Annotated in this window: 15 protein-coding genes; 11 read left to right on the top strand and 4 right to left on the bottom strand. The window is 49.4% G+C overall.

Annotation, left to right across the window (positions count from 1 at the left end):
* Positions 1-29: 29 nt before the first annotated feature.
* The 4 genes from H6570_12095 to H6570_12080 are packed head-to-tail and all read left to right on the top strand — an operon-like array spanning position 30 to position 2,779.
* Positions 30-437, top strand: a complete 408-nt coding sequence (locus H6570_12095; protein MCB9320020.1) for a DUF1801 domain-containing protein — start codon at positions 30-32, stop codon at positions 435-437.
* A gap of 54 nt (positions 438-491) precedes the next feature.
* Positions 492-1,256, top strand: coding sequence for a sulfite exporter TauE/SafE family protein (locus H6570_12090; GenBank protein ID MCB9320019.1), 765 nt, complete (start codon positions 492-494; stop codon positions 1,254-1,256).
* A gap of 13 nt (positions 1,257-1,269) precedes the next feature.
* Positions 1,270-2,016 (top strand): phosphatase PAP2 family protein, encoded by a 747-nt coding sequence (locus H6570_12085; protein ID MCB9320018.1) that lies wholly within the window; start codon positions 1,270-1,272, stop codon positions 2,014-2,016.
* Between the two features lie 34 nt (positions 2,017-2,050).
* A complete protein-coding gene (locus tag H6570_12080; GenBank protein MCB9320017.1) occupies positions 2,051-2,779 on the top strand; it encodes a carbon-nitrogen hydrolase family protein in 729 nt (242 codons plus the stop codon).
* A 64-nt stretch (positions 2,780-2,843) separates the two neighbouring features.
* Here H6570_12080 and H6570_12075 read toward each other — a convergent pair whose 3' ends face one another.
* Both H6570_12075 and H6570_12070 read right to left on the bottom strand, forming a co-directional pair.
* Positions 2,844-3,278, bottom strand: a complete 435-nt coding sequence (locus tag H6570_12075) for a hypothetical protein (protein MCB9320016.1) — start codon at positions 3,276-3,278, stop codon at positions 2,844-2,846.
* Between the two features lie 205 nt (positions 3,279-3,483).
* Positions 3,484-5,376 (bottom strand): acetylxylan esterase, encoded by a 1,893-nt coding sequence (locus tag H6570_12070; GenBank protein ID MCB9320015.1) that lies wholly within the window; start codon positions 5,374-5,376, stop codon positions 3,484-3,486.
* Positions 5,377-5,652: 276 nt separating this feature from the next.
* Between H6570_12070 and H6570_12065 the strand changes: the two genes are divergently transcribed.
* From H6570_12065 to tnpA, 3 genes are all read left to right on the top strand, one after another.
* Positions 5,653-7,119: a Gfo/Idh/MocA family oxidoreductase gene (locus H6570_12065; protein ID MCB9320014.1), complete on the top strand. Its 1,467-nt coding sequence runs from the start codon at positions 5,653-5,655 to the stop codon at positions 7,117-7,119.
* Between the two features lie 44 nt (positions 7,120-7,163).
* Positions 7,164-8,141, top strand: a complete 978-nt coding sequence (locus tag H6570_12060; GenBank protein ID MCB9320013.1) for a glycosylase — start codon at positions 7,164-7,166, stop codon at positions 8,139-8,141.
* A gap of 706 nt (positions 8,142-8,847) precedes the next feature.
* Positions 8,848-9,300 carry an IS200/IS605 family transposase gene (gene tnpA, locus H6570_12055; protein MCB9320012.1) on the top strand — a complete coding sequence of 151 codons (453 nt, stop codon included), beginning with the start codon at positions 8,848-8,850 and terminating at the stop codon, positions 9,298-9,300.
* Positions 9,301-9,636: 336 nt separating this feature from the next.
* Here tnpA and H6570_12050 read toward each other — a convergent pair whose 3' ends face one another.
* Both H6570_12050 and H6570_12045 read right to left on the bottom strand, forming a co-directional pair.
* Positions 9,637-11,622 carry an acetoacetate--CoA ligase gene (locus H6570_12050; GenBank protein MCB9320011.1) on the bottom strand — a complete coding sequence of 662 codons (1,986 nt, stop codon included), beginning with the start codon at positions 11,620-11,622 and terminating at the stop codon, positions 9,637-9,639.
* Positions 11,619-13,034: a peptidase M14 gene (locus tag H6570_12045; GenBank protein ID MCB9320010.1), complete on the bottom strand. Its 1,416-nt coding sequence runs from the start codon at positions 13,032-13,034 to the stop codon at positions 11,619-11,621. Before H6570_12045 ends, H6570_12050 begins: the two co-directional genes overlap by 4 nt.
* Positions 13,035-13,279: 245 nt before the next feature.
* Here H6570_12045 and H6570_12040 point away from each other — a divergent pair, with 245 nt between their 5' ends.
* From H6570_12040 to H6570_12025, 4 genes are all read left to right on the top strand, one after another.
* Positions 13,280-13,807, top strand: coding sequence for a hypothetical protein (locus tag H6570_12040; protein MCB9320009.1), 528 nt, complete (start codon positions 13,280-13,282; stop codon positions 13,805-13,807).
* 71 nt (positions 13,808-13,878) lie between these two features.
* Positions 13,879-16,287, top strand: coding sequence for a TonB-dependent receptor (locus tag H6570_12035; GenBank protein MCB9320008.1), 2,409 nt, complete (start codon positions 13,879-13,881; stop codon positions 16,285-16,287).
* A 264-nt stretch (positions 16,288-16,551) separates the two neighbouring features.
* Positions 16,552-17,427 (top strand): alpha/beta hydrolase, encoded by an 876-nt coding sequence (locus H6570_12030; GenBank protein ID MCB9320007.1) that lies wholly within the window; start codon positions 16,552-16,554, stop codon positions 17,425-17,427.
* A gap of 86 nt (positions 17,428-17,513) precedes the next feature.
* Positions 17,514-19,052, top strand: coding sequence for an arylsulfatase (locus H6570_12025; GenBank protein ID MCB9320006.1), 1,539 nt, complete (start codon positions 17,514-17,516; stop codon positions 19,050-19,052).
* Position 19,053 lies beyond the last annotated feature (1 nt).

Here is a 19,053-nt window from a genome sequence, read left to right as displayed (position 1 = left end):
ACCTCACAATTTTCGGTGCATCAGACTTCATGAATAAATTTCAAACCGTATCCTTCCGTTCGATCGATGAATTCCTGGACTATCTCCCGGAAGATGAGCGAGCGATGGTTGATCTGTTGCGGACAACCATCTTGCGAACCATACCTCAGGTCCATGAAAAATTAGCTTACAATGTGCCCTATTATTCGAACCACCGGCGCATTTGTTTTATCTGGCCTCCCTCGGTGGAGTGGGGCAGCTATCGGCAGGAAGGAGTCATGCTGGGATTCAGCGAGGGGTATCGGATCGCCGATGACTTGAATTTCCTGGATAAAGGGAACCGAAAGCAAGTATACACCCATACCTATAAGTCCCTCGACGAGATTGACCCGGATGTGGTTACTTATTATGTCTGGGAAGCCTGGCAAATTGACCAATTACAGGTAAAATCGAAATAGGATAACTTCGCGTACTTATCGTATAAACTTAATTTTGTTCTAAATATCCAGGACATGCATTCAACCCTTTTGGTCATTACACCCGATCTGACTTGGGTTGAGTGGTCAGCTGCTCTGCTTGCAGCCCTGATCGTAGGCGTCGGAAAGGCTGGAATCAAAGGCATTGATGCCATCGTAGTTACCATTCTGGCATTGGTATTTGGCAGCAAGGCATCGACAGGCATCCTGGTTCCTTTATTGGTTATAGGTGATGTATTTGCCGTTGTGTATTATCACCGGCATGCTTTGTGGCAATATTTCTGGCAGTTGTTACCCTGGATGATCGCCGGGATTTTACTGGGTGTCTGGTTTGGGAAAGACCTGCCGGAAGATGTGTTCCGGTGGGGGCTTGCAACCATCATTTTGGTCACGGTCGGCTTATTATTCTGGATGAGTAATCGAAAGATAACCAAGGTGCCGACGCACTGGTCCTTTGGTGGCGCATTTGGGTTGATGGCAGGATTTACCACCATGGTAGGAAACCTGGCCGGAGCATTCGCCAATGTCTTTTTTCTGGCCATGCAATTGCCAAAAAATGCATTCGTTGGTACCGGAGCCTGGCTCTTTTTATGCATTAATGTCTTCAAATTACCTTTTCACATTTTTGTCTGGCACACCATCACCTGGGATAGCCTGCAGGTTGACCTGCACCTGTTGCCGGGGATATTGGCCGGATTAGGTCTGGGTATATTTTTGATGAACCGGATCAATGACGCCGTATTTCGTAAATTGATCTTAATCCTGACTGCACTTGGTGCGTTGTTAATTTTATTCCGTTGATTAATCGTTCCTATTGAAAATAATAACTTGCCGAAGGACCTGGATCTTTATTTTATTGATCTTGTTGTTAGGCTATCAGATCGGCTGGTCCGGTTCTTCTGTATCATCAGTGGATTCTGTTCCGGTGAAGGAATGGATCCCGGAGCTGGTCGGAGTAGGATTTCTTGGTACCGGGATCGCATTCAATCACAGCCCGGCCGAACGACGTATACAGACGGATCTGCGTAATTTTACCGGTCCGGATTTTAATGTCCAGTGGGATGATTACATCCAGTGGGCTCCCATTGTCGAAATGTATCTGGCAGATGTCGGTAAGGTCCCGGCAAGAAGTCATTGGTTCGACCAATCGAAATACCTCTTTTTTGCGAATGTACTGTCTTCATCCATCACCCATGGGCTTAAAATAGTGACGCATAAGATCAGGCCTAATGGTGAGCTGGAATCCTGGCCATCCGGACATACCACCTTCGCATTCACCAATGCTACGGTGTTAATGGAAGAATACCGCTCAACGGCTCCGGTACTGGCCGGAAGTGGTTATTTATTTGCTGCCGGGACCGGTTTCCTGCGCATGCTGAACAATAAACATTGGTTTTCTGATGTGCTGGCAGGAGCGGGGGTAGGCATATTGAGTACGGAAATTATCTATTGGATAAAACCATTCAAAAATTTCAATCCATTTCTTTCAAGACGGAATATCGCATTCAGGGTGGGCCTGGACCAGCGATTTATTTCAGGTTATTTCGCGGTGAAGATGTAATTCGTAATTTCAATTCGGAACCTATTTTCAAGGTATGAAAATTGCATTGGCACAAATTCAATCGCACGCTGGTGAGATAGCAGTTAATACCAAACATCACATTCGATTTATTGAATTGGCAAATGCAGTCGGAGTGGAGCTGCTTGTATTTCCTGAACTGTCATTGACCGGGTATGAGCCTTCCCTTGCTAAAGAGAGTGCCATAACCATTGACTCCCCGATATTCGACCCCATTCAACAGGCTGCACGGAAGGGTAACATGATGGTTGGTGTTGGAATGCCTATTCTGGTTGAGACAGGTATTGCCATCGGAATGGTTTTGATGGGGCCGGATGATCAGCGCACCTGGTATGCCAAACAATTTCTGCATCCGGATGAAGAGCCTTTTTTTAAAGGGGTATACCAGCAGCCCCGGCTCCCACCATCATTTAATTCAATTGGACTAGCCATCTGCTATGAACTATCCGTGACCACGCACGCCGAACAGGTTCATCAGTCCGAAAAGACCATTTACCTGGCCAGTGTGGCCAAGTCAGCAAATGGAGTGGCTCAGGCGGGTCCCCGTTTGGCACGGATCTCCCAGTACTATGGCATGATAGCCGGGATGGTGAACTCCATCGGTCCAAGTGATGATTTTATCGGAGCAGGCGAATCGGCCTGGTGGGATCCGGAAGGGAACAAAATCGGAAGTATGAATAACACAACAGAAGGAATACTGCTATTAAATACCAATTCCATGGTGGTTGACGCTTATCTGATTTGATACGGATCTAAAATACAGTTACTGCGTGATGCAATAATTGAACAATTGATTTGGTCCCGCTTAATTATCCCCCATGCGGTACATCTGGTACGGGCGTGCCGATTTTTGTCAGGTGAAAAGAAGTCTTGATCAGATCATAAACCGGACTGCTCTCCATAATCAACCACTCCTGTAAGTTTGCCTCATTGGTTTGAATGGTTGCCGTGAAAAGGGGATTATTTTTAATGGTGATGATCACCTGGTCAGGATGGTCTGAATCTGCTAATTCCAGGCGCCAGTTAATATCCAGGCTGTAATAAGTCCCGGTGCCATCAGGATTGAAAGTAAAAGATATCGAATAACTGTCACAGTAGTTCACCGTAGCATTGACCTGCTGGACCAGCTTTACGCCTTCCCACTGCCCTACCAGGGGTGAATCTTCGTAAGGTAAAATGGTTTGTTTGGAGCAGGATGCAACGATTAAAAGCATTGCAAAGGCGGAGTAAGTAATCTTTCGCATGAGTGAGTTTTTTATTAATTTACTTTATAAAACAGTGGCTCGAATATCAAATTAAAAATAATTGCTGTAGCCAGATGCATTTCGGCCATATTTTAACATAACCCAGTTTAAAAGATATCTGGATATTAACCCGGACTTCAAGACTTTTTCAGTTGGCTTTTTCAGTGAATTTGAGTTGACATAAACTGTTTTATTTTCGACTATTTCAGGGATTGTTAATTAACATAAAAGTACCTCCTTCTTTTTTTATAAAATCAGCATAGGGTTTCCACAAGTTGGTATTTTCAGTAATCAAGGTGATGTTATTCTTCATGGCAGACATCATTACGGCGGCCGGGACATCCATGGATTTCAGGACATTGGGATAATCGGGTCCGGACACATGACTATCCGTAGGCCCAACAAGGTTTAATTTGAGTTGATTGGTGAATAAGGAGGCATAACATAATTGGGTGGCGGTGGCCTCGGAACCATAGACAGGACAGGACGGGTTTAATTGCTTAAGCATACTTAATCCCTGGAGCAGGTCCCATGTTTGCATGGCTTCCAGTGAGGTTCCAAGCAGATAGTAACGCCGCCGGATGTGTTTCTGCACTTCATCGTCGCCGGTGTACTTTGCAGGACCTGAGCCCCGCATGGGAAGCAATACAACGTGGCCCCTCGAATTCAGTTCTTCCGGTATTTGAGTGTCTTCAAAATAGATGTCTGTGTTGATCATTGAGGAGTACAAGAGGTCCTTCCAGCGGGGCCAGGTATGGTTGTCCAGTATGTAGGCGACTGCCAGACTGTCCTCGAAGCCAGGTTTGGTGATCTCCCACACCGGAAGCCGGGTGTACGGATCGGCCTGTAAAGCTTTTAATTCGATATGATATCCAAAGGCTTCCAGATCATTTACCTGGGACAGGGTAGAAGTCCAACCGTCCGGCCAATTCTGAAAAGTCTTGTTTTGTAACTGCATTAGCCATTGTTGCTGGCAGGCATTAAATCCGTCTGCCTTGATCTGGTTCAGTACCGGCGCCGCCTGATTTACAAAGGATTCATCGATTCGTGTATTAATTTCATTATCAGGCCTTTGCGGAAGTACCCGCATTTCTTCCGGTGTACAATAAGGTGTCATGCGCCAATCCATCAGACTGTCGATTCCCAGCAAATAGTGGTTGAACCAGCGCAAAGCAGGTACCTGAATGTCGGGAATATCATGATGACCACCTCCTACCACATTCAGCGAAAGATCATCACCCATTCCGAGACGGTCATAGGCAGTGCGGATCTGGCTATAGCTACGGTAGACCCCATTGACCGGAAACATGACATCCCGGTCTGCGTTGGCTATCAGGAGAGGCCGCGGTGCGATCAGCAAACCCAGCATTGGATAATCCCAATGGTATATATTGTTGAAGTACATGCAGTCACAGTGTTCTGCAGCACAACCATCCACCACATGATTGCCCAGGTCTGTTAACCCGGCTACGGGCACCACCACTTTGATGCGTTCATCCAGTGCTCCCAGCCACCAACTGGTAGCCCCACCGCCACTGCGGCCGGTCACACCCAGACGTGCAGGATCCACATCCGGACGGGATACCAGGTAGTCGATGGCCCGGATTCCATTCCACGCCTCAACGCTGGCAGGTGTATATCCACGGGATATCCACCACCACCGGTCATAACGGTACAGGCCGTGATGGATGCCTTCGATCTCACCCAGTTGCAGGGTGTCGATGACCAGACAAATGTATCCATGCCGGGCATACCAGGCCGGATGATGCTGATAGTGGGCTTTCGCCCCATAGTCGTAACCGTCCTGATTCACTGTGGCATGTCCACAAACGTAGAGGATAGCCGGCAAGGGTTTCGTGATTTGTTTCGGCCGGTAGAGATTCCCGGTGACATAAAGTCCGGGTCGTGATTGAAAGACTATTTTCTCGACAACGAAATCCTGTTTTTCTACTACGCCGGTGATCTGGACCTGGAGCGGGGTTCTGTCTGGCACAGGCGCCAATCCAAGCATTTCCCACAGTTGGTCCCTCAGATTTTGCTGTACGACTTTGAGCTCATCCAGGTTGTTCCAGGATTGCCAGGCGGGATTATTTTCCATTCCTTGGACCTGGCCCTTGAAAAAGTCACCGAGCTGGGTATCAAAATCCCAAGGTTCCTGAAGAGGTGTTCTTCGTTCTAGGGGGGTGCAAAACACCAGGATTATTAATAACCATCGCATGAATCAGGATTGTCCCTTAAGATAAGAAAATTGAATACTTTCCGGGGTGATCCGTGGTGATTCAGGGGACCAGAACCTTGTTTATTGCAAGAGTTCAAAAATCATTTTTTACATTGGAAATGATTTTTACCAAGCCTTTCAATTAACACACAACAAATGAATGATTCAAAGAAAGCAGGTGCCACAACTTCACGTCGTGACTTCCTGAAATACGGTGCTGCCGCATCCACCTTTTTTATTGTGCCTCGCCATGTGCTGGGTGGCCTCGGGTTCACACCACCCAGCGACCAGCTGAACCTGGCTGCCATTGGGTCCGGAGGTAAAGGCGCCAGCGATATCCGCCTGGCGGCCGGTAACGGCATGGAACGGGTTGTTGCCCTGTGTGACGTGGATTTTGGTGGTTCGGCGGCTAAAACCGTTGAAGCATTTCCAAATGCGAAGCGCTATGCAGACTTCCGTGAAATGCTGGATAAAGAAAAGGACATCGATGCGGTAACCATATCCACTCCGGACCATGTCCATGGGCCGGCAGCGGTGTACGCTATGGAGCGCGGAAAGCATGTTTATGTGCAGAAACCTTTGACCCATAATATTCGTGAAGCGAGGATGCTCACTGAACTGGCCCGCAAACAAAAAGTAGTCACCCAGATGGGCAACCAGGGTGGTTCCAACCCATTGCTCAAACTGGTTCAGGAATGGGTGGATTCCGGAAAACTTGGTAAGATCCACAAAGTGCAAGTCTGGACCAACCGACCCGTCTGGCCGCAGGGTGGCGCCTTCCCACAGCCTGATCCCACCATGAAGCCGGAAACACTGGACTGGAACTTGTGGCTGGGGCCTGCCCCCGAGATCCCTTATACACCAAACATTGCTCCCTTCAACTGGCGTGGATGGTGGGATTATGGCACCGGCGCTCTGGGCGATGTAGGATGTCACCTCATCGATATTCCATTCCGAACCCTTAAGTTGCATTACCCTCTGGATGCCGAATGCAGCGTTGCCTCCCTGTTTTCACAAATGTGGACACCGGACTATCATCCGGAGGGAGCGCCCTCTTCGTCATTTATCACATTGCATTTTCCTTCCACCGAAAAGACCCAGTCACCGATCGAGATGACCTGGAGTGACGGCGGTATCCGGCCTTCCCATCCGGAAATCATACCGGCGGATGATGAGATCGGAGGTTCCGGGAGTCAAAACGGGGTGCTGATCATTGGGGAGAAAGGATTGATCTCGACCAATATCAATGACAGTTCGCCTTTGATGCCAAAGTTGTACCTGAATGACGGGACGGTCGAAATTGGCCCGCAAACCGAAGAGGGTATGGCGCCGGAATACGGCCATCAGCGATTTTGGGTTGAAGCCTGTAAGGCAGGCTTCAATAGTCCGGAACACAAAGCACTGACTTCATCCTTTGATTATGCCGGACCGATGACAGAGACGGTGCTGATGGGTAATCTGGCCATCAGGTCCTACATGTTACGCCGTGCCGACGCCAATGGTCGCATGCAGTTTTATGGCCGCCAGAAATTATTGTGGGATGGCAATAACATGCGCATCACCAACCTGGAAGACGCCAACCAGTTTGTTACCAGGACCTACCGGGAAGGGTGGACCATATAAAATGGTTGTATGTTGAATGTTGTATGCTGAATGTTGAATGTATAATGGGACAGAGATCCCCGGTTGGAAGTGAATGCCATCCTGAGCGGAGTCGAAGTGTGTGGATCGGGATCATTCCTCTTTGTTTTATTTATGGCTTTATCCTCAACCAATCCTGCACGGTTGCCTCTACAGATCAATCCTCGTCCCTGGCATTTCCTTCCGAATTAGTCCATTTCAAACCAAGCGGGGAAAACCCGGTCTTCGCCGGGACCGGCGATTCAGCCGATTGGGATCAGCTCATCCGTGAGAGGGGTTACATCCTGGTAGAAAAAGGAGTTTATCACTTATGGTATACGGGTTATCAGGACAGGAAGGACACGGAATTACATCTGGGTTACGCCACGTCGCCGGATGGCATTCATTTTACCCGTTATCCGGGCAATCCGATCTTTACGGGCAACTGGACGGAGGATATGATGGTTATTCATGACGGGGACCAGTATGTGATGGTTGCTGAGGGTAGGCACGATATCGCGCATTGGATGGTATCTGCCGATATGATTCATTGGGAAGATAAGGGTGACCTGGACATCCGCAAGGTGGATGGAAGCAAAATCGATCCGGGTCCTTATGGGACACCCACACTCTGGAAGGAGGATGGACGTTATTATCTGTTTTATGAGCGCAATGATTCGGCGATTTGGTTGGCTACCTCTCCGGATTTGTCCATTTGGACCAATGTACAGGATGACCCTGTAATTGACCGGGGACCGGAAGGGTATGATCGATATGGAGTAGCGCTGAACCAGATCGTCAAATACAAAGGCCACTATTACGGCTATTATCACGGTACGCCGGAGCCGGACTGGAGTCTATGGAATACCAATGTTGCCGCATCAACAGACCTGATACACTGGACGAAATATCCCAATAACCCCATCCTTGAAGATAATAAGTCAAGTGGGATCCTGGTGCCGGACGGAGAAGGCTTCAGGATGTATACTATGCATCCCGAAGTGGTGATGCATGAAAAGGAATAACCGTAAAAATAGCTGTCCCAGATCACCATGATGGAACTAGCTGAAAATCTGTTGCCCTTTCAGGCCAGGGTATAAACACTTTCCTGTAGTATGTCGCCCTTTCAGGGCTGGGTGGAATGGATACGCTGTGGGCCAGGGTGTAAACACTTTCCTGTAGTATGTCGCCCTTTCAGGGCTGGGTGGAATGGATACGCTGTGGGCCAGGGTATAAACACTTTCCTGTAGTATGTCGCCCTTTCAGGGCTGGGTGGCATGGATACGTTGTGGGCCAGGGAATGAACCCTGTCCTGTGGTATGTCGCCCTTACAGGGCTGGGTGGCATGGGATACGTTGTAGGCCAGGGTATGGACCCTGTCCTGTAGTATGTCGCCCTTTCAGGGCTTGGTGGCATGGGATACGTTGTAGGCCAGGGCATGAACCCTGTCCTGTAGTATGTCGCCCTTTCAGGGCTGGGTGGAATGGGATACGCTGTGGGCCAGGGTTTGAACCCTGTCCTGTAGTATGATGCTAAATCGGCATTGCTACGGGATTCAGAGCTATGCCCTGAAAGAGCATAATTAGATGAGGAATGGGTGTAACCCATTTACGGATTAAATCAAGCATCAAAACGAGCCCTGGAAGGGCGACATATATAGAGCAAATAATTATTAATTATCGGAGAATTCAGGTATTTTAGGAGTGTTGTCTTAATCAAATAATAGTACCTATGGGCCAGTCTCTGGTAAAGAACTACCTGCATATCGTATTCAGTACTAAGAATAGATTTCCCTGGATTATACCAGATATTAAAGATGAGTTATTCCAATATTTGGGAGGGATTTGCCGACAACTGGAATCCCCCGCTGTTCAAGTGGGTGGCTATCGGGACCATGTTCATATTCTTTGTTCCCTTTCAAAGAATATTGCTCTGGCTAATTTCATGAGGGAGGTGAAATCAAATTCCTCGAAATGGATTAAAACCAAGCACATTAATCTTAATAATTTTCGCTGGCAGAATGGATATGGCGCCTTTTCAGTGCAATCTTCCAATATTACTCCTGTCATTCAATACATTGCAAACCAGGAAACTCATCATAAAAAATTATCATTCCGTGAAGAGTATATCAAATTCCTGGATGAATTCCATATTGAATATGATGATCGGTATGTCTGGGATTGAAATTATGTCGCCCTTTCAGGGCTGGGTGGATGGGATACGTTTTAGGCCAGGGTATGGACCCTGTCCTGTGATATGTCGCCCTTTCAGGACAGGGTTAGTAACCCTGTCCTGTAGTATGTCGCCCTTTCAGGGCTGGGTGGAATGGGATACGTTGTAGGCCAGGGTATGGACCCTGTCCTGTGATATGATGCTAAATCTGCATTGATACGGGATTCAGAGCTATGCCCTGAAAGGGCATAATTAGATGAGGAATGGGTGAAACCCATTTATGATTAAATCACGCATCAAAACGAGCCCTGGAAGGGCGACAGAAATAACCAATGGAATTTCTTCAAATCATCCTTCCCCTCGGCTGAAGATCTGCTTTTTATGCTCCACAAACCACTCCAACGCCTCCGGATTCCTGGCTGCATCTTTATTTAAGGCTTTGCCAGGATCCATACCCATTAAAATTTTTTTCACGGGCACTTCCATCTTTTTTCCACTGAGGGTATAGGGGATGTCCGGGACATCCATAATATGGTCCGGGACATGGCGCGGTGAACACTGGGTTTTAAGAGACTGATTGATGGATTTGATTAAATGTTCGGTCAGGAATTGATTTTCTGCCAGCACGACATACAAAGGCATGAAGTCATCGCCACCCGGTAGCTCCAGGTTGAGGATCAGGGCATCCTTCAGTTCGGAAAAGCCATCCAGCACCCGGTAGATCTCTGCCGTGCCGATGCGTACACCTTTGCGGTTCAGTGTGGCATCCGACCGTCCCAGGATTTGCAGGGATCCGTTTTCTTCGATCCGGATCCAGTCCCCGTGTCTCCATTTGCCTGGATATTCGTCGAAATAACTGGACCGGTAACGTTCGCCATCCGTGTCGTTCCAAAAATAAATCGGCATACTGGGCATCGGCTCTTCGATAACCATTTCTCCTAATGAGCCGGTGAGATGACGTCCCTGATCATCGTACGCATAGAGTGCACAGCCAAGCGCCCGGCATTGGATGTATCCCCGGTAAACCGGTAGCAAGGGGCTGCTGCCTACAAATGCCGTGCAGACATCGGTACCACCGCTCATGGAACAAAGCCAAACCTTGCGTGACACATGTCCGTAGACCCAGTCAAAGGCTTCAGGAGGCAGCGGTGCACCGGTCGATCCGATGGAAACCAACGATGACAAGTCAAATGCCCTTCCAGGATCAAGGTCCGCTTTCATACACGCCACCAGATAAGGTGCGCTGGTACCAAAATGGTGTACGGGCAACTCACTTGCTGTTTTCCACAACACATTGAGGTCGGGAAATCCGGGACTGCCATCATAAAGGACCGGCACCGCCCCAACCAGCATCGATGCTTGCAGAAAATTCCACATCATCCACCCGGTGGTGGTAAACCAAAAGAATCGTTCACCCGGTTTGACATTGTTTTGCAGGGAGAGGTATTTGAGATGCTCCAGCAGCATGCCTCCGTGGGAATGGGTGATGGCTTTAGGCTTGCCCGTGGTCCCGGACGAATACAGCACCCAGATAGGATGATCAAAAGGTACCGGCGTAAACGCTAATGGCTGACCGGCCGGCAAGTCCATGATCGCACTCCATGGGTGACTCATTTCTCCCGGCCAGGTAAATTCTGGATCGAGATAAGGAATGACGACGACCCGGTCGATGGACAGTACCTCACTGACGATATTTAATGCTTGTTTGTACCGGGGGAAAGGCTTCCCAGCATACTGATACCCATCCACGGTAAAGAGTACCTTGGGTTCGATAAGCGAAAACCGGTCGATAACCGTCCGCTCGCCAAAGTCCGGCGAACAGCAGGACCAGATAGCTCCCAGTGAATTCACGGCCAGGAAGATGGCTATAGCCTCGGGGATATTGGGTAGAAATCCGGCAACCCGGTCGCCTCTGGTGATTCCCTGGCGGATAAGAAACGTACGCACTTTGCTTACCTGCTCCCTAAGCTCCTCCCAACTGATGATCCGGCGGGTTCCGGATTCATGGACGAATTCCAATGCCGGACGTTCACTGGAAAATTGCCGAAAGATATGCTCGGCGTAATTTAACGTGGCGCCGGGAAACCATTCCACGTCGGGCATCAGATTCCCGGAACGGATCCTTTCGTATGGTGCATGGGCTTTTATTGCAAAATAATCCCAGAGCGATTCCCAGAATGCTTCGATGTTTTCGACGGACCATTGCCATAATGACGGGTAATCGGTAAATGTCAGACCTTTTTTACCGGCCATCCAATCCAGATAATGCTGAAGGTTGGAGTTCTGAACAAACTCCACCGTTGGTTTCCAGGAAACGGTCTGTTCCATGATCATTCGATTTTGGCCCAGGTTCCGTTGATGACCGTTCCAGCCAGAACCCCGCCATGGATCAGGATCAGCCCCGGATTTTGACCCAGGCTGATGGTGGCTGGCTTGAAAGCATCTGCAGAGGTCCATTGCATGGTCCTTACCTCCGGAAATTCACTTTTCAGGGAAAGCGGTAGCCAGAGGTAGCCCTGCTTTAATAACTCCCTTTCGTCAATTCGATGACTTTTGAGCTCCTGAGCATTCGGAATATACAGCAGACCTGACAGAATGGTATAGCCGGCGGCATTGAGTTCTTCGTATGCGGAGTAAGTTGATAAATCACCCAGGTCCGAGATGTATGCAGATTGGCTGAACCGGGTTGCCTCGGCATTATCCCGTTCATTCATAGCAAATCCGATATCCAGGATGACCGGACCATATGGGGTTTCACACGTGCCATTACGGATGATCAGTTCATGTAGGTAATGCGCATTTTCAGGTATTTTCCGGAAATAATCGTCGGTGTTGTTTTTGAGATGATTGCCTGAAGAAATTGATTCAAAGGCGGTCAGGAACAGAAGGAAATTCATCTTGCGTATCAACTGTTTTTCGAGGTCGCCGGGTTGACCTCCGCATTCGATCAGAATAGTACTGGTTCCCCACTTTTGGATGTTGTCACCAAAGGCTCGTGGCTCAAATGTATCGTCGTATTTAGCCACCTGCCCCGGCAGGTATTGCTGGAGCATATTGTTCAGGGTAACAATGAGTTGCAGGGACCGGCGCCGGACATCATTGACAGATTTATCCCAGTCAAATGCCGGAGCCAGAAAGGATATGGTCGCTGTTTTTCCACTTATTCCTACACTGGTATAGCGGTTTTGATCGTGCAGGTTAAATCCGTATTCCGGCTGTAAAGAGTCCCGAGCCCCTTTCAGAATGCGGGCTTCAGGACTGGACAATCGAAGGGCGTCCCGGTTGATGTCAATGTCGTAGGCATTGCGACGGGTAAACTGCTCAGCGCCGTCTGGATTGAGCATCGGGATCATGTAGATGGTAAGGTTGTCGAAGATCGTCTTCCGGATGTTGTTAAACGCATCGTCAACCAGTAAGAAATTGAACAGATCCATCAGCGCCATCGTCGCGGTGGATTCATTCCCATGCATCTGAGACCACATCAGCACCGTGTGTGGTCCATGCCCGGCACGGACCAGATATATTGGTCTTCCCTGCACCGAAGTCCCGAGGGTCTTGACCATAAATTCAGGATGTGTGGCCGTTTTGGCAATGAGTGGCTCGATATCCCGGTGCTTGAATCTCCGGTCGGTGATGGTCGATTCCCGGTAATCATCGTAGGCACCGCTAAGCATCTGGTGCCAGGATTGGGCAGGTATGGCCGTACTCGCTATTAGGAGCAGTATGACAATTTTGACTAGCTTCATTGTTATTAATCCTTTACGGCAAGGTACGAAACGTGTGGACGTATTGAGGTGTTTTCCTGATTTGTGTGCGCGGAAGAAGTAGCCTAGGCACCCAGGTTTAATCCAGAGCTTCCTTTATTCTCAGCAGGTATTCCTCTATGACGGTGGCTTTTTCTGTCCTGATACGTTTTCCAAGCTCGCGGCGGGGACAATTGGCGTTGTATTTCGCACCCTAATCCCTTCGCGAAATCCACTATCTTTGAGCGATGCGGAGATGGATCGCTATCGTTTTATTCGGGATACTGGTGTTACCTTCAGTCAGTACCTGGGTATTCCTTACCACGAAGCGGTTGGAATGGAAGGCAGCAGTGTATCAGAAGCTGGTACAGACCTTGCCGCAGGAAATGATCACGACCATCCGAGTAATTGCCGGCGACCCGGACTTGCATTGGGTCGAAGACCGGGAATTCCGCTATGAAGGTCAATGGTATGATGTGATCCGCACTACCCAAAAAGGTGACACCATCTGGTATGAATGCCTGGCCGATGCCACCGAAAAAGCTTTTGAAGAACAGCTGGAAAGTTTGATGAGTTCAGGGGATCAGCCGGATGGCCAAAGGCCCTTAACCAGCAGATTATTAGACCTGCTCAACCAGCAATGGTGTGAGCCCGGCATTGATATTATACATTCTCCATCATTATACTGGACTGAAAACCGGCCCGATTTTGTTCGGAAATGCCTCGGCCAGGAAGCACGTTCTCCTGAAGTGCCTCCACCCAATAAGATGTGTTGATCTCCTATCCAGGGCCTGGCAATGCCAGGAGAAAATCAAATTTTTAGTTCAACATCTTAATTTTCAATTCAATGAAGAAATGGTATATAACCATGCTGATGTACAGTATGGTTCCGGCAATGTGGGCGCAGACCATCGAAGTTCGCGATGAATCCAATCAGGAACCCATCGCCGGCGTGATTATCCACGGATCCCAATCCGGCACTACGGTGGAAACCAATATCCAGGGGCAGGCAGATTTGTCCGGTTTTATATCATCGGACAGCATCCTGGTTCAAATGGTCGGCTTCGACCAACAAACGCTGGATCTCCGTCATCTGGATTCAATGGGTTTTGTGGTTTATCTCCACGAGAACCGGTTGCTGCTGGACGAAGTGGTGGTATCCGTCAGCCGTTGGCAGCAGAAGAAAAGGGAGATACCCACCAAGATCACCACCATCCCTGCCCGTGATATTCAATTCGGGAATCCACAGACGGCGGCCGATTTACTGGCCCAGTCCGGCGACGTATTTATGCAAAAAAGCCAATTGGGTGGTGGTAGCCCGATGATCCGTGGTTTTGCAACCAACCGGGTGGTGCTGAGTGTCGATGGAGTAAGGATGAACAATGCCATATTCCGGAGTGGCAACCTGCAGAATGTGATCAATATTGACCCCTTTGCCCTGCAGGGCGCAGAAGTGAGTTTCGGACCGAGTTCAGTCTTGTTTGGCAGTGATGCCATAGGTGGCGTGATGAGTTTCTATACATTGAAGCCCGAGTTGTCGGCAGGTGATAAGCCTCTGATCGCCGGCAATGCTGATGTGCGGTATTCATCGGCAAATACCGAAAAAACAGGTCATGCCGACCTGATGATCGGCGGAAAGAAATGGGGTATGGTAACCAGCGCAACCTGGAATGATTACGATGACTTGCGACAAGGCAGTCATGGACCGGACGCATATCTGAGACCGGAATATGTCGTTCGTCAGGGGCAGGAAGATGTGGTTGTGCCGAACTCCGATCCATTGGTACAGACTCCTTCCGGGTTCTCCCAGATCCAGTTGATGCAGAAAATACGGTTCAAGCCGTCAGCTTCCTGGGATTTTGAGTATGGAGGCCATTATGCGACGACGTCGGATTACAGTCGTTACGACCGGCTGATCCGCTACCGCCGTGGCACCCTGCGCTCCGGAGAATGGAGTTATGGCCCTCAGACCTGGATGATGCACCATCTCAGTGCCCGTTATGCGGGTGATCATGCTCTGTTGGATGACCTGCAGCTCAGTGTCGCCTATCAATATTTTGCCGAGAGCCGTAAAGACCGTGACCTCAATGACCCGATCCGGCATGTACGTGAAGAAAAAGTGGATGCCTGGTCATTTAATGCCGATGCAACGAAGGCAATTGGAAAACGGCATCAGCTGCAATATGGTGCGGAATGGATCTGGAATGGAGTGACCAGCCTGGGAAGCGAAGTGAATGTGCTGAACAAAACCGAAGAGGCCGGTCCTTCCCGCTATCCGGATGGGTCTACCTGGCGATCTTTGGGATTTTATGCGACTCACCGGTATCAGATGCAGGAGAGCTGGGTACTCCGGTCTGGGCTGCGATATTCCGATTACGGCATTGAAGGTATGCTGGACACGCGCTTTTATCCGTTCCCGGTGACCGATATCCACAACCAGTCTGGGGCTTTGACAGGAAGTATCGGCGTGGTGTTTAACCCGACCCCAACCTGGCAACTTTTTTCCAATTTGTCAACCGGATTCCGGGCGCCTAATATAGATGATGTCGGTAAGGTATTTGATTCCGAACCCGGATCAGTAGTCTTGCCCAATCCGTCCCTGAAGAGTGAGTACCTGTACAGCGTGGATGTTGGAACGGCAGCTGTCTTGGGATCTTTCCTTAAAGTGGATCTGACTGCATATTACAACTACCTGAATGGGGCCATGGTACGCCGCGCCAGCCGGTTCAATGGTCAGGACAGCATCCTGTATGATGGAGAGCTGAGTCAGGTCCAGACCATTCAGAATGCCGCTCAAGCCACCGTCTTTGGTATTCAGGTTGGCGCTGAAGCAGACCTGGCACCCGGATGGTCCCTGCTGGGTCATGTAAACTACCAGAAGGGAGAGGAGGAGCTGGATGACGGATCCACGGCTCCTTTGCGGCATGCGGCACCCCTTTTCGGGGTGGCGCGTCTGCGCTTTGAACGGAAGCAGTTTCGGGCTGAATTGTACACGGAGTTCAACAGTGAGGTGTCTAATGCGGACCTGGCACCTTCTGAGCAGGATAAAGATTACCTCTATGCACCCGACGTGGATGGCAACCCTTACTCACCAGGGTGGATGACGCTGAACCTGAAGGCCAGTTATTCCTTCGCTCACCGGATCGTACTTCAAGCCGGACTCGAAAACATACTGGATAAGCGGTACCGGCCGTATTCCTCAGGGATCAGTGCAGCAGGACGCAATCTGATCCTGGCAGTTCGATGGAGGTTCTAGAACTTTACCCTGGTTAATCCAGATGGGTGGAAGAGGAAACCACCTAATGGCAGGTCCCAATCCCGGACCCTCCCTTCATGAGGATAATTGGATCGGGATCTGCCCTTTCAAATGCCGCGCCAGACGAATCTCAAAAGTCTTCTTTGACAATAAACCCTGACCAGTAGTTCGGTCCTTCATAAGTGACGGTACCTTTTGTAAATTGTGCCTGAATCAGATTAACAGGCAATGGCTGGATTCCGGATAATTTGCTTAACCATGGTTATGATCCCATTGTTACAATCAACGCTGGATGCTCAGGGGCTGTCCTGGCGGGACATTTTAAAGCGTCTGGAAAACGACCGCCCTCAACCCAATTTTGTCTATTCATATGCCAGCGATGACAGCCTCCAGTATGGAGAACTATGGTTGCCTGAGCATGGTGCCAGCCATCCGGTGATCGTCCTGATCCATGGTGGGTGCTGGCTGGATCAGTATCCTGGTGCCGAGCTGGTTTATTACATCGCCGATGACCTGAGGTCACGGGGCTACGCCGTCTGGAATCTGGAATACCGCCGTATAGGTTATCCGGGCAGTGGTTATCCGGGGACATTTCTGGATGTTGCCCGTGGGATGGATTACTTGCAAACCATTGCCGGAAAACACCGGCTTGACCTGAACCGGATCGTAACCATGGGGCATTCCGCCGGAGGCCACCTGGCATTATGGCTGGCCATGCGTAAGAACATACCTGCCTCCAGTCCCCTCTATAGGAAGGATCCTTTGCCGGTGAAAAATGTCATCAGTCTGGCGGGCATTGGAGACCTGGCTTACTTCTCCCATTTTGGTGCGCCGGCATGTGGGGATAATACGGTGGAAGAATTAATTGACTGGTCCAATCGGGGCAAAGAAGCTGCACTGGAAGATACCTCACCGGATCACCTGCTTCCATTTGACGGCAAACAATACCTCATCAACGGGGTATTTGATGCGGCAGTGCCACCCTTCATCGGGTTGCAGTATAACGAAAAGTCAAAGGCAAAAAATCAGGAATCAGAATTGATCATTATTCCGGATTCGGGACATTTTGAGATCATAGTCCCTTGGAGTGATGCCTGGAAGAAAATCCTTCCATTGGTCAAAGAAGCCATGCGTTCCTGATTTCAACAATCTGGTTTTAAGGCTTAAAGGCTCACGTAGTTTATTATCTTGTCAGCCTGCATAAAGAAAAAACCATTAGCTGGATGATGAAGTTACGCATAGCAGGGTTGATCATAACACTGGCAGTTTTTACCGGGTGTCAAAAATCACCGGAAGAAAAATTACCCAATATCATTTACATTCTTGCCGACGACCTGGGTTATGGTGAGTTGGGGTGTTATGGTCAAAAATTGATCGAGACACCTAATTTGGATCAGATGGCTCGGGAAGGTATGTTATTTACCAGTCACTATGCGGGAGCTCCGGTATGCGCACCATCCAGATGTGTTTTACTTACCGGTCAACATGCCGGACATGCCTTTATCCGCGGTAACGATGAATGGCGGGAACGAGGGGAGGTCTGGGATTATGCCAAAGCCGTGAAGGACCCCAATCTGGAGGGGCAGCGACCTCTCTCACCCGATTCGATATTGATTCCCGAGTTGTTAAAAACGGCCGGATATGCCACAGGGATGGTCGGGAAATGGGGCCTGGGAGCGCCGTTGACCGATGGCATACCCAATAAACAGGGTTTTGATTTCTTTTACGGGTACAATTGCCAGCGTCAGGCTCATAACCTGTATCCGCCATTCCTGTGGAAGGATACCGTGAAGGAATGGCTGCACAATCCGGTAGTTCCTCCCGGGACAAAGCTGGAGCCCGGTGCGGATACCCTGGATCCCGCCAGTTATGCGCTTTATCAACAGACCGATTTTGCGCCTACCAGGATGAATGAAGAAGCAATCCATTTTATCCGTAGTCACAAGGCGGAGCCATTCTTTCTGTATTATGCATCGCCACTGCCACATTTACCCCTGCAGGCGCCTGAGCAATGGGTTCGCCACTACATTGAAAAATTTGGCGATGAAAAGCCTTATACCGGGCGGAACGGATATTTCCCCAATAGGTATCCACATGCCACCTATGCAGCAATGATCAGCTATTTGGACGAACAGGTCGGAGAACTGCTTAAAGAGTTGAAGATCCAGGGCTTGGACGATAATACCATCGTCATCTTTTCCAGCGACAATGGCCCGACGTATACCGGTGGGGCAGATACCCGGTATTTTGACAGCGCCCATCCTTTTGCCACCGATTATGGTTATGGAAAAGGATTTACGCACGAAGGTGGTATCCGGGTTCCTATGATTGCCCGGTGGCCGGGACATATTGCAGCTGGAACATCCTCGGATTTGCCATCTGCATTTTACGACGTATTACCAACCTTATGCGATCTGGCCGGGGTTCCGGCGGCAACGCATACCGATGGGATCAGTTTTTTGCCAACCCTTTTGGGTGAAAATGACCGGCAGGAATTTCACCCGTATCTTTATTGGGAGCTGGCAGAGTATACCGGTCAGCAAGCGGTTAGAATGGGGCAATGGAAGGGCATCAGGGACCATTTGTTTCAGGATAGCCTGCACATTGCACTTTATGATCTCCAGGCAGACCCGATGGAGCTAAACGATGTCAGCAGGGATCACCCGGACATCCTAAAAAAGCTCCAGGAAGCCATGGATTCCGCTCATGTACCAGCAGTTACCGAGCGGTTTAGATATAAAATCTTGGGTGAAGAAAAAGACTAAC

The organism is Lewinellaceae bacterium, from assembly GCA_020636135.1.
Lineage (GTDB): Bacteria > Bacteroidota > Bacteroidia > Chitinophagales > Saprospiraceae > JAGQXC01.
The sequence above is the reverse complement of the archived record's forward strand: the minus strand, read 5'-3'. Positions and strand labels throughout refer to the sequence as shown.

Excerpts from the sequence above, each read along its gene's own strand:
- H6570_12070 (MCB9320015.1), bottom strand. The coding sequence starts at position 5,376 with ATGGAAAATAATCCCGCCTGGCAATCCTGGAACAACCTGGATGAGCTC.
- H6570_12080 (MCB9320017.1), top strand. The coding sequence starts at position 2,051 with ATGAAAATTGCATTGGCACAAATTCAATCGCACGCTGGTGAGATAGCA.
- H6570_12025 (MCB9320006.1), top strand. The coding sequence starts at position 17,514 with ATGAAGTTACGCATAGCAGGGTTGATCATAACACTGGCAGTTTTTACC.
- tnpA (MCB9320012.1), top strand. The coding sequence starts at position 8,848 with ATGGGCCAGTCTCTGGTAAAGAACTACCTGCATATCGTATTCAGTACT.
- H6570_12065 (MCB9320014.1), top strand. The coding sequence starts at position 5,653 with ATGAATGATTCAAAGAAAGCAGGTGCCACAACTTCACGTCGTGACTTC.
- H6570_12030 (MCB9320007.1), top strand. The coding sequence starts at position 16,552 with ATGATCCCATTGTTACAATCAACGCTGGATGCTCAGGGGCTGTCCTGG.
- H6570_12060 (MCB9320013.1), top strand. The coding sequence starts at position 7,164 with ATGGGACAGAGATCCCCGGTTGGAAGTGAATGCCATCCTGAGCGGAGT.
- H6570_12090 (MCB9320019.1), top strand. The coding sequence starts at position 492 with ATGCATTCAACCCTTTTGGTCATTACACCCGATCTGACTTGGGTTGAG.
- H6570_12095 (MCB9320020.1), top strand. The coding sequence starts at position 30 with ATGAATAAATTTCAAACCGTATCCTTCCGTTCGATCGATGAATTCCTG.
- H6570_12075 (MCB9320016.1), bottom strand. The coding sequence starts at position 3,278 with ATGCGAAAGATTACTTACTCCGCCTTTGCAATGCTTTTAATCGTTGCA.
- H6570_12045 (MCB9320010.1), bottom strand. The coding sequence starts at position 13,034 with ATGAAGCTAGTCAAAATTGTCATACTGCTCCTAATAGCGAGTACGGCC.
- H6570_12050 (MCB9320011.1), bottom strand. The coding sequence starts at position 11,622 with ATGATCATGGAACAGACCGTTTCCTGGAAACCAACGGTGGAGTTTGTT.
- H6570_12040 (MCB9320009.1), top strand. The coding sequence starts at position 13,280 with ATGCGGAGATGGATCGCTATCGTTTTATTCGGGATACTGGTGTTACCT.
- H6570_12035 (MCB9320008.1), top strand. The coding sequence starts at position 13,879 with ATGAAGAAATGGTATATAACCATGCTGATGTACAGTATGGTTCCGGCA.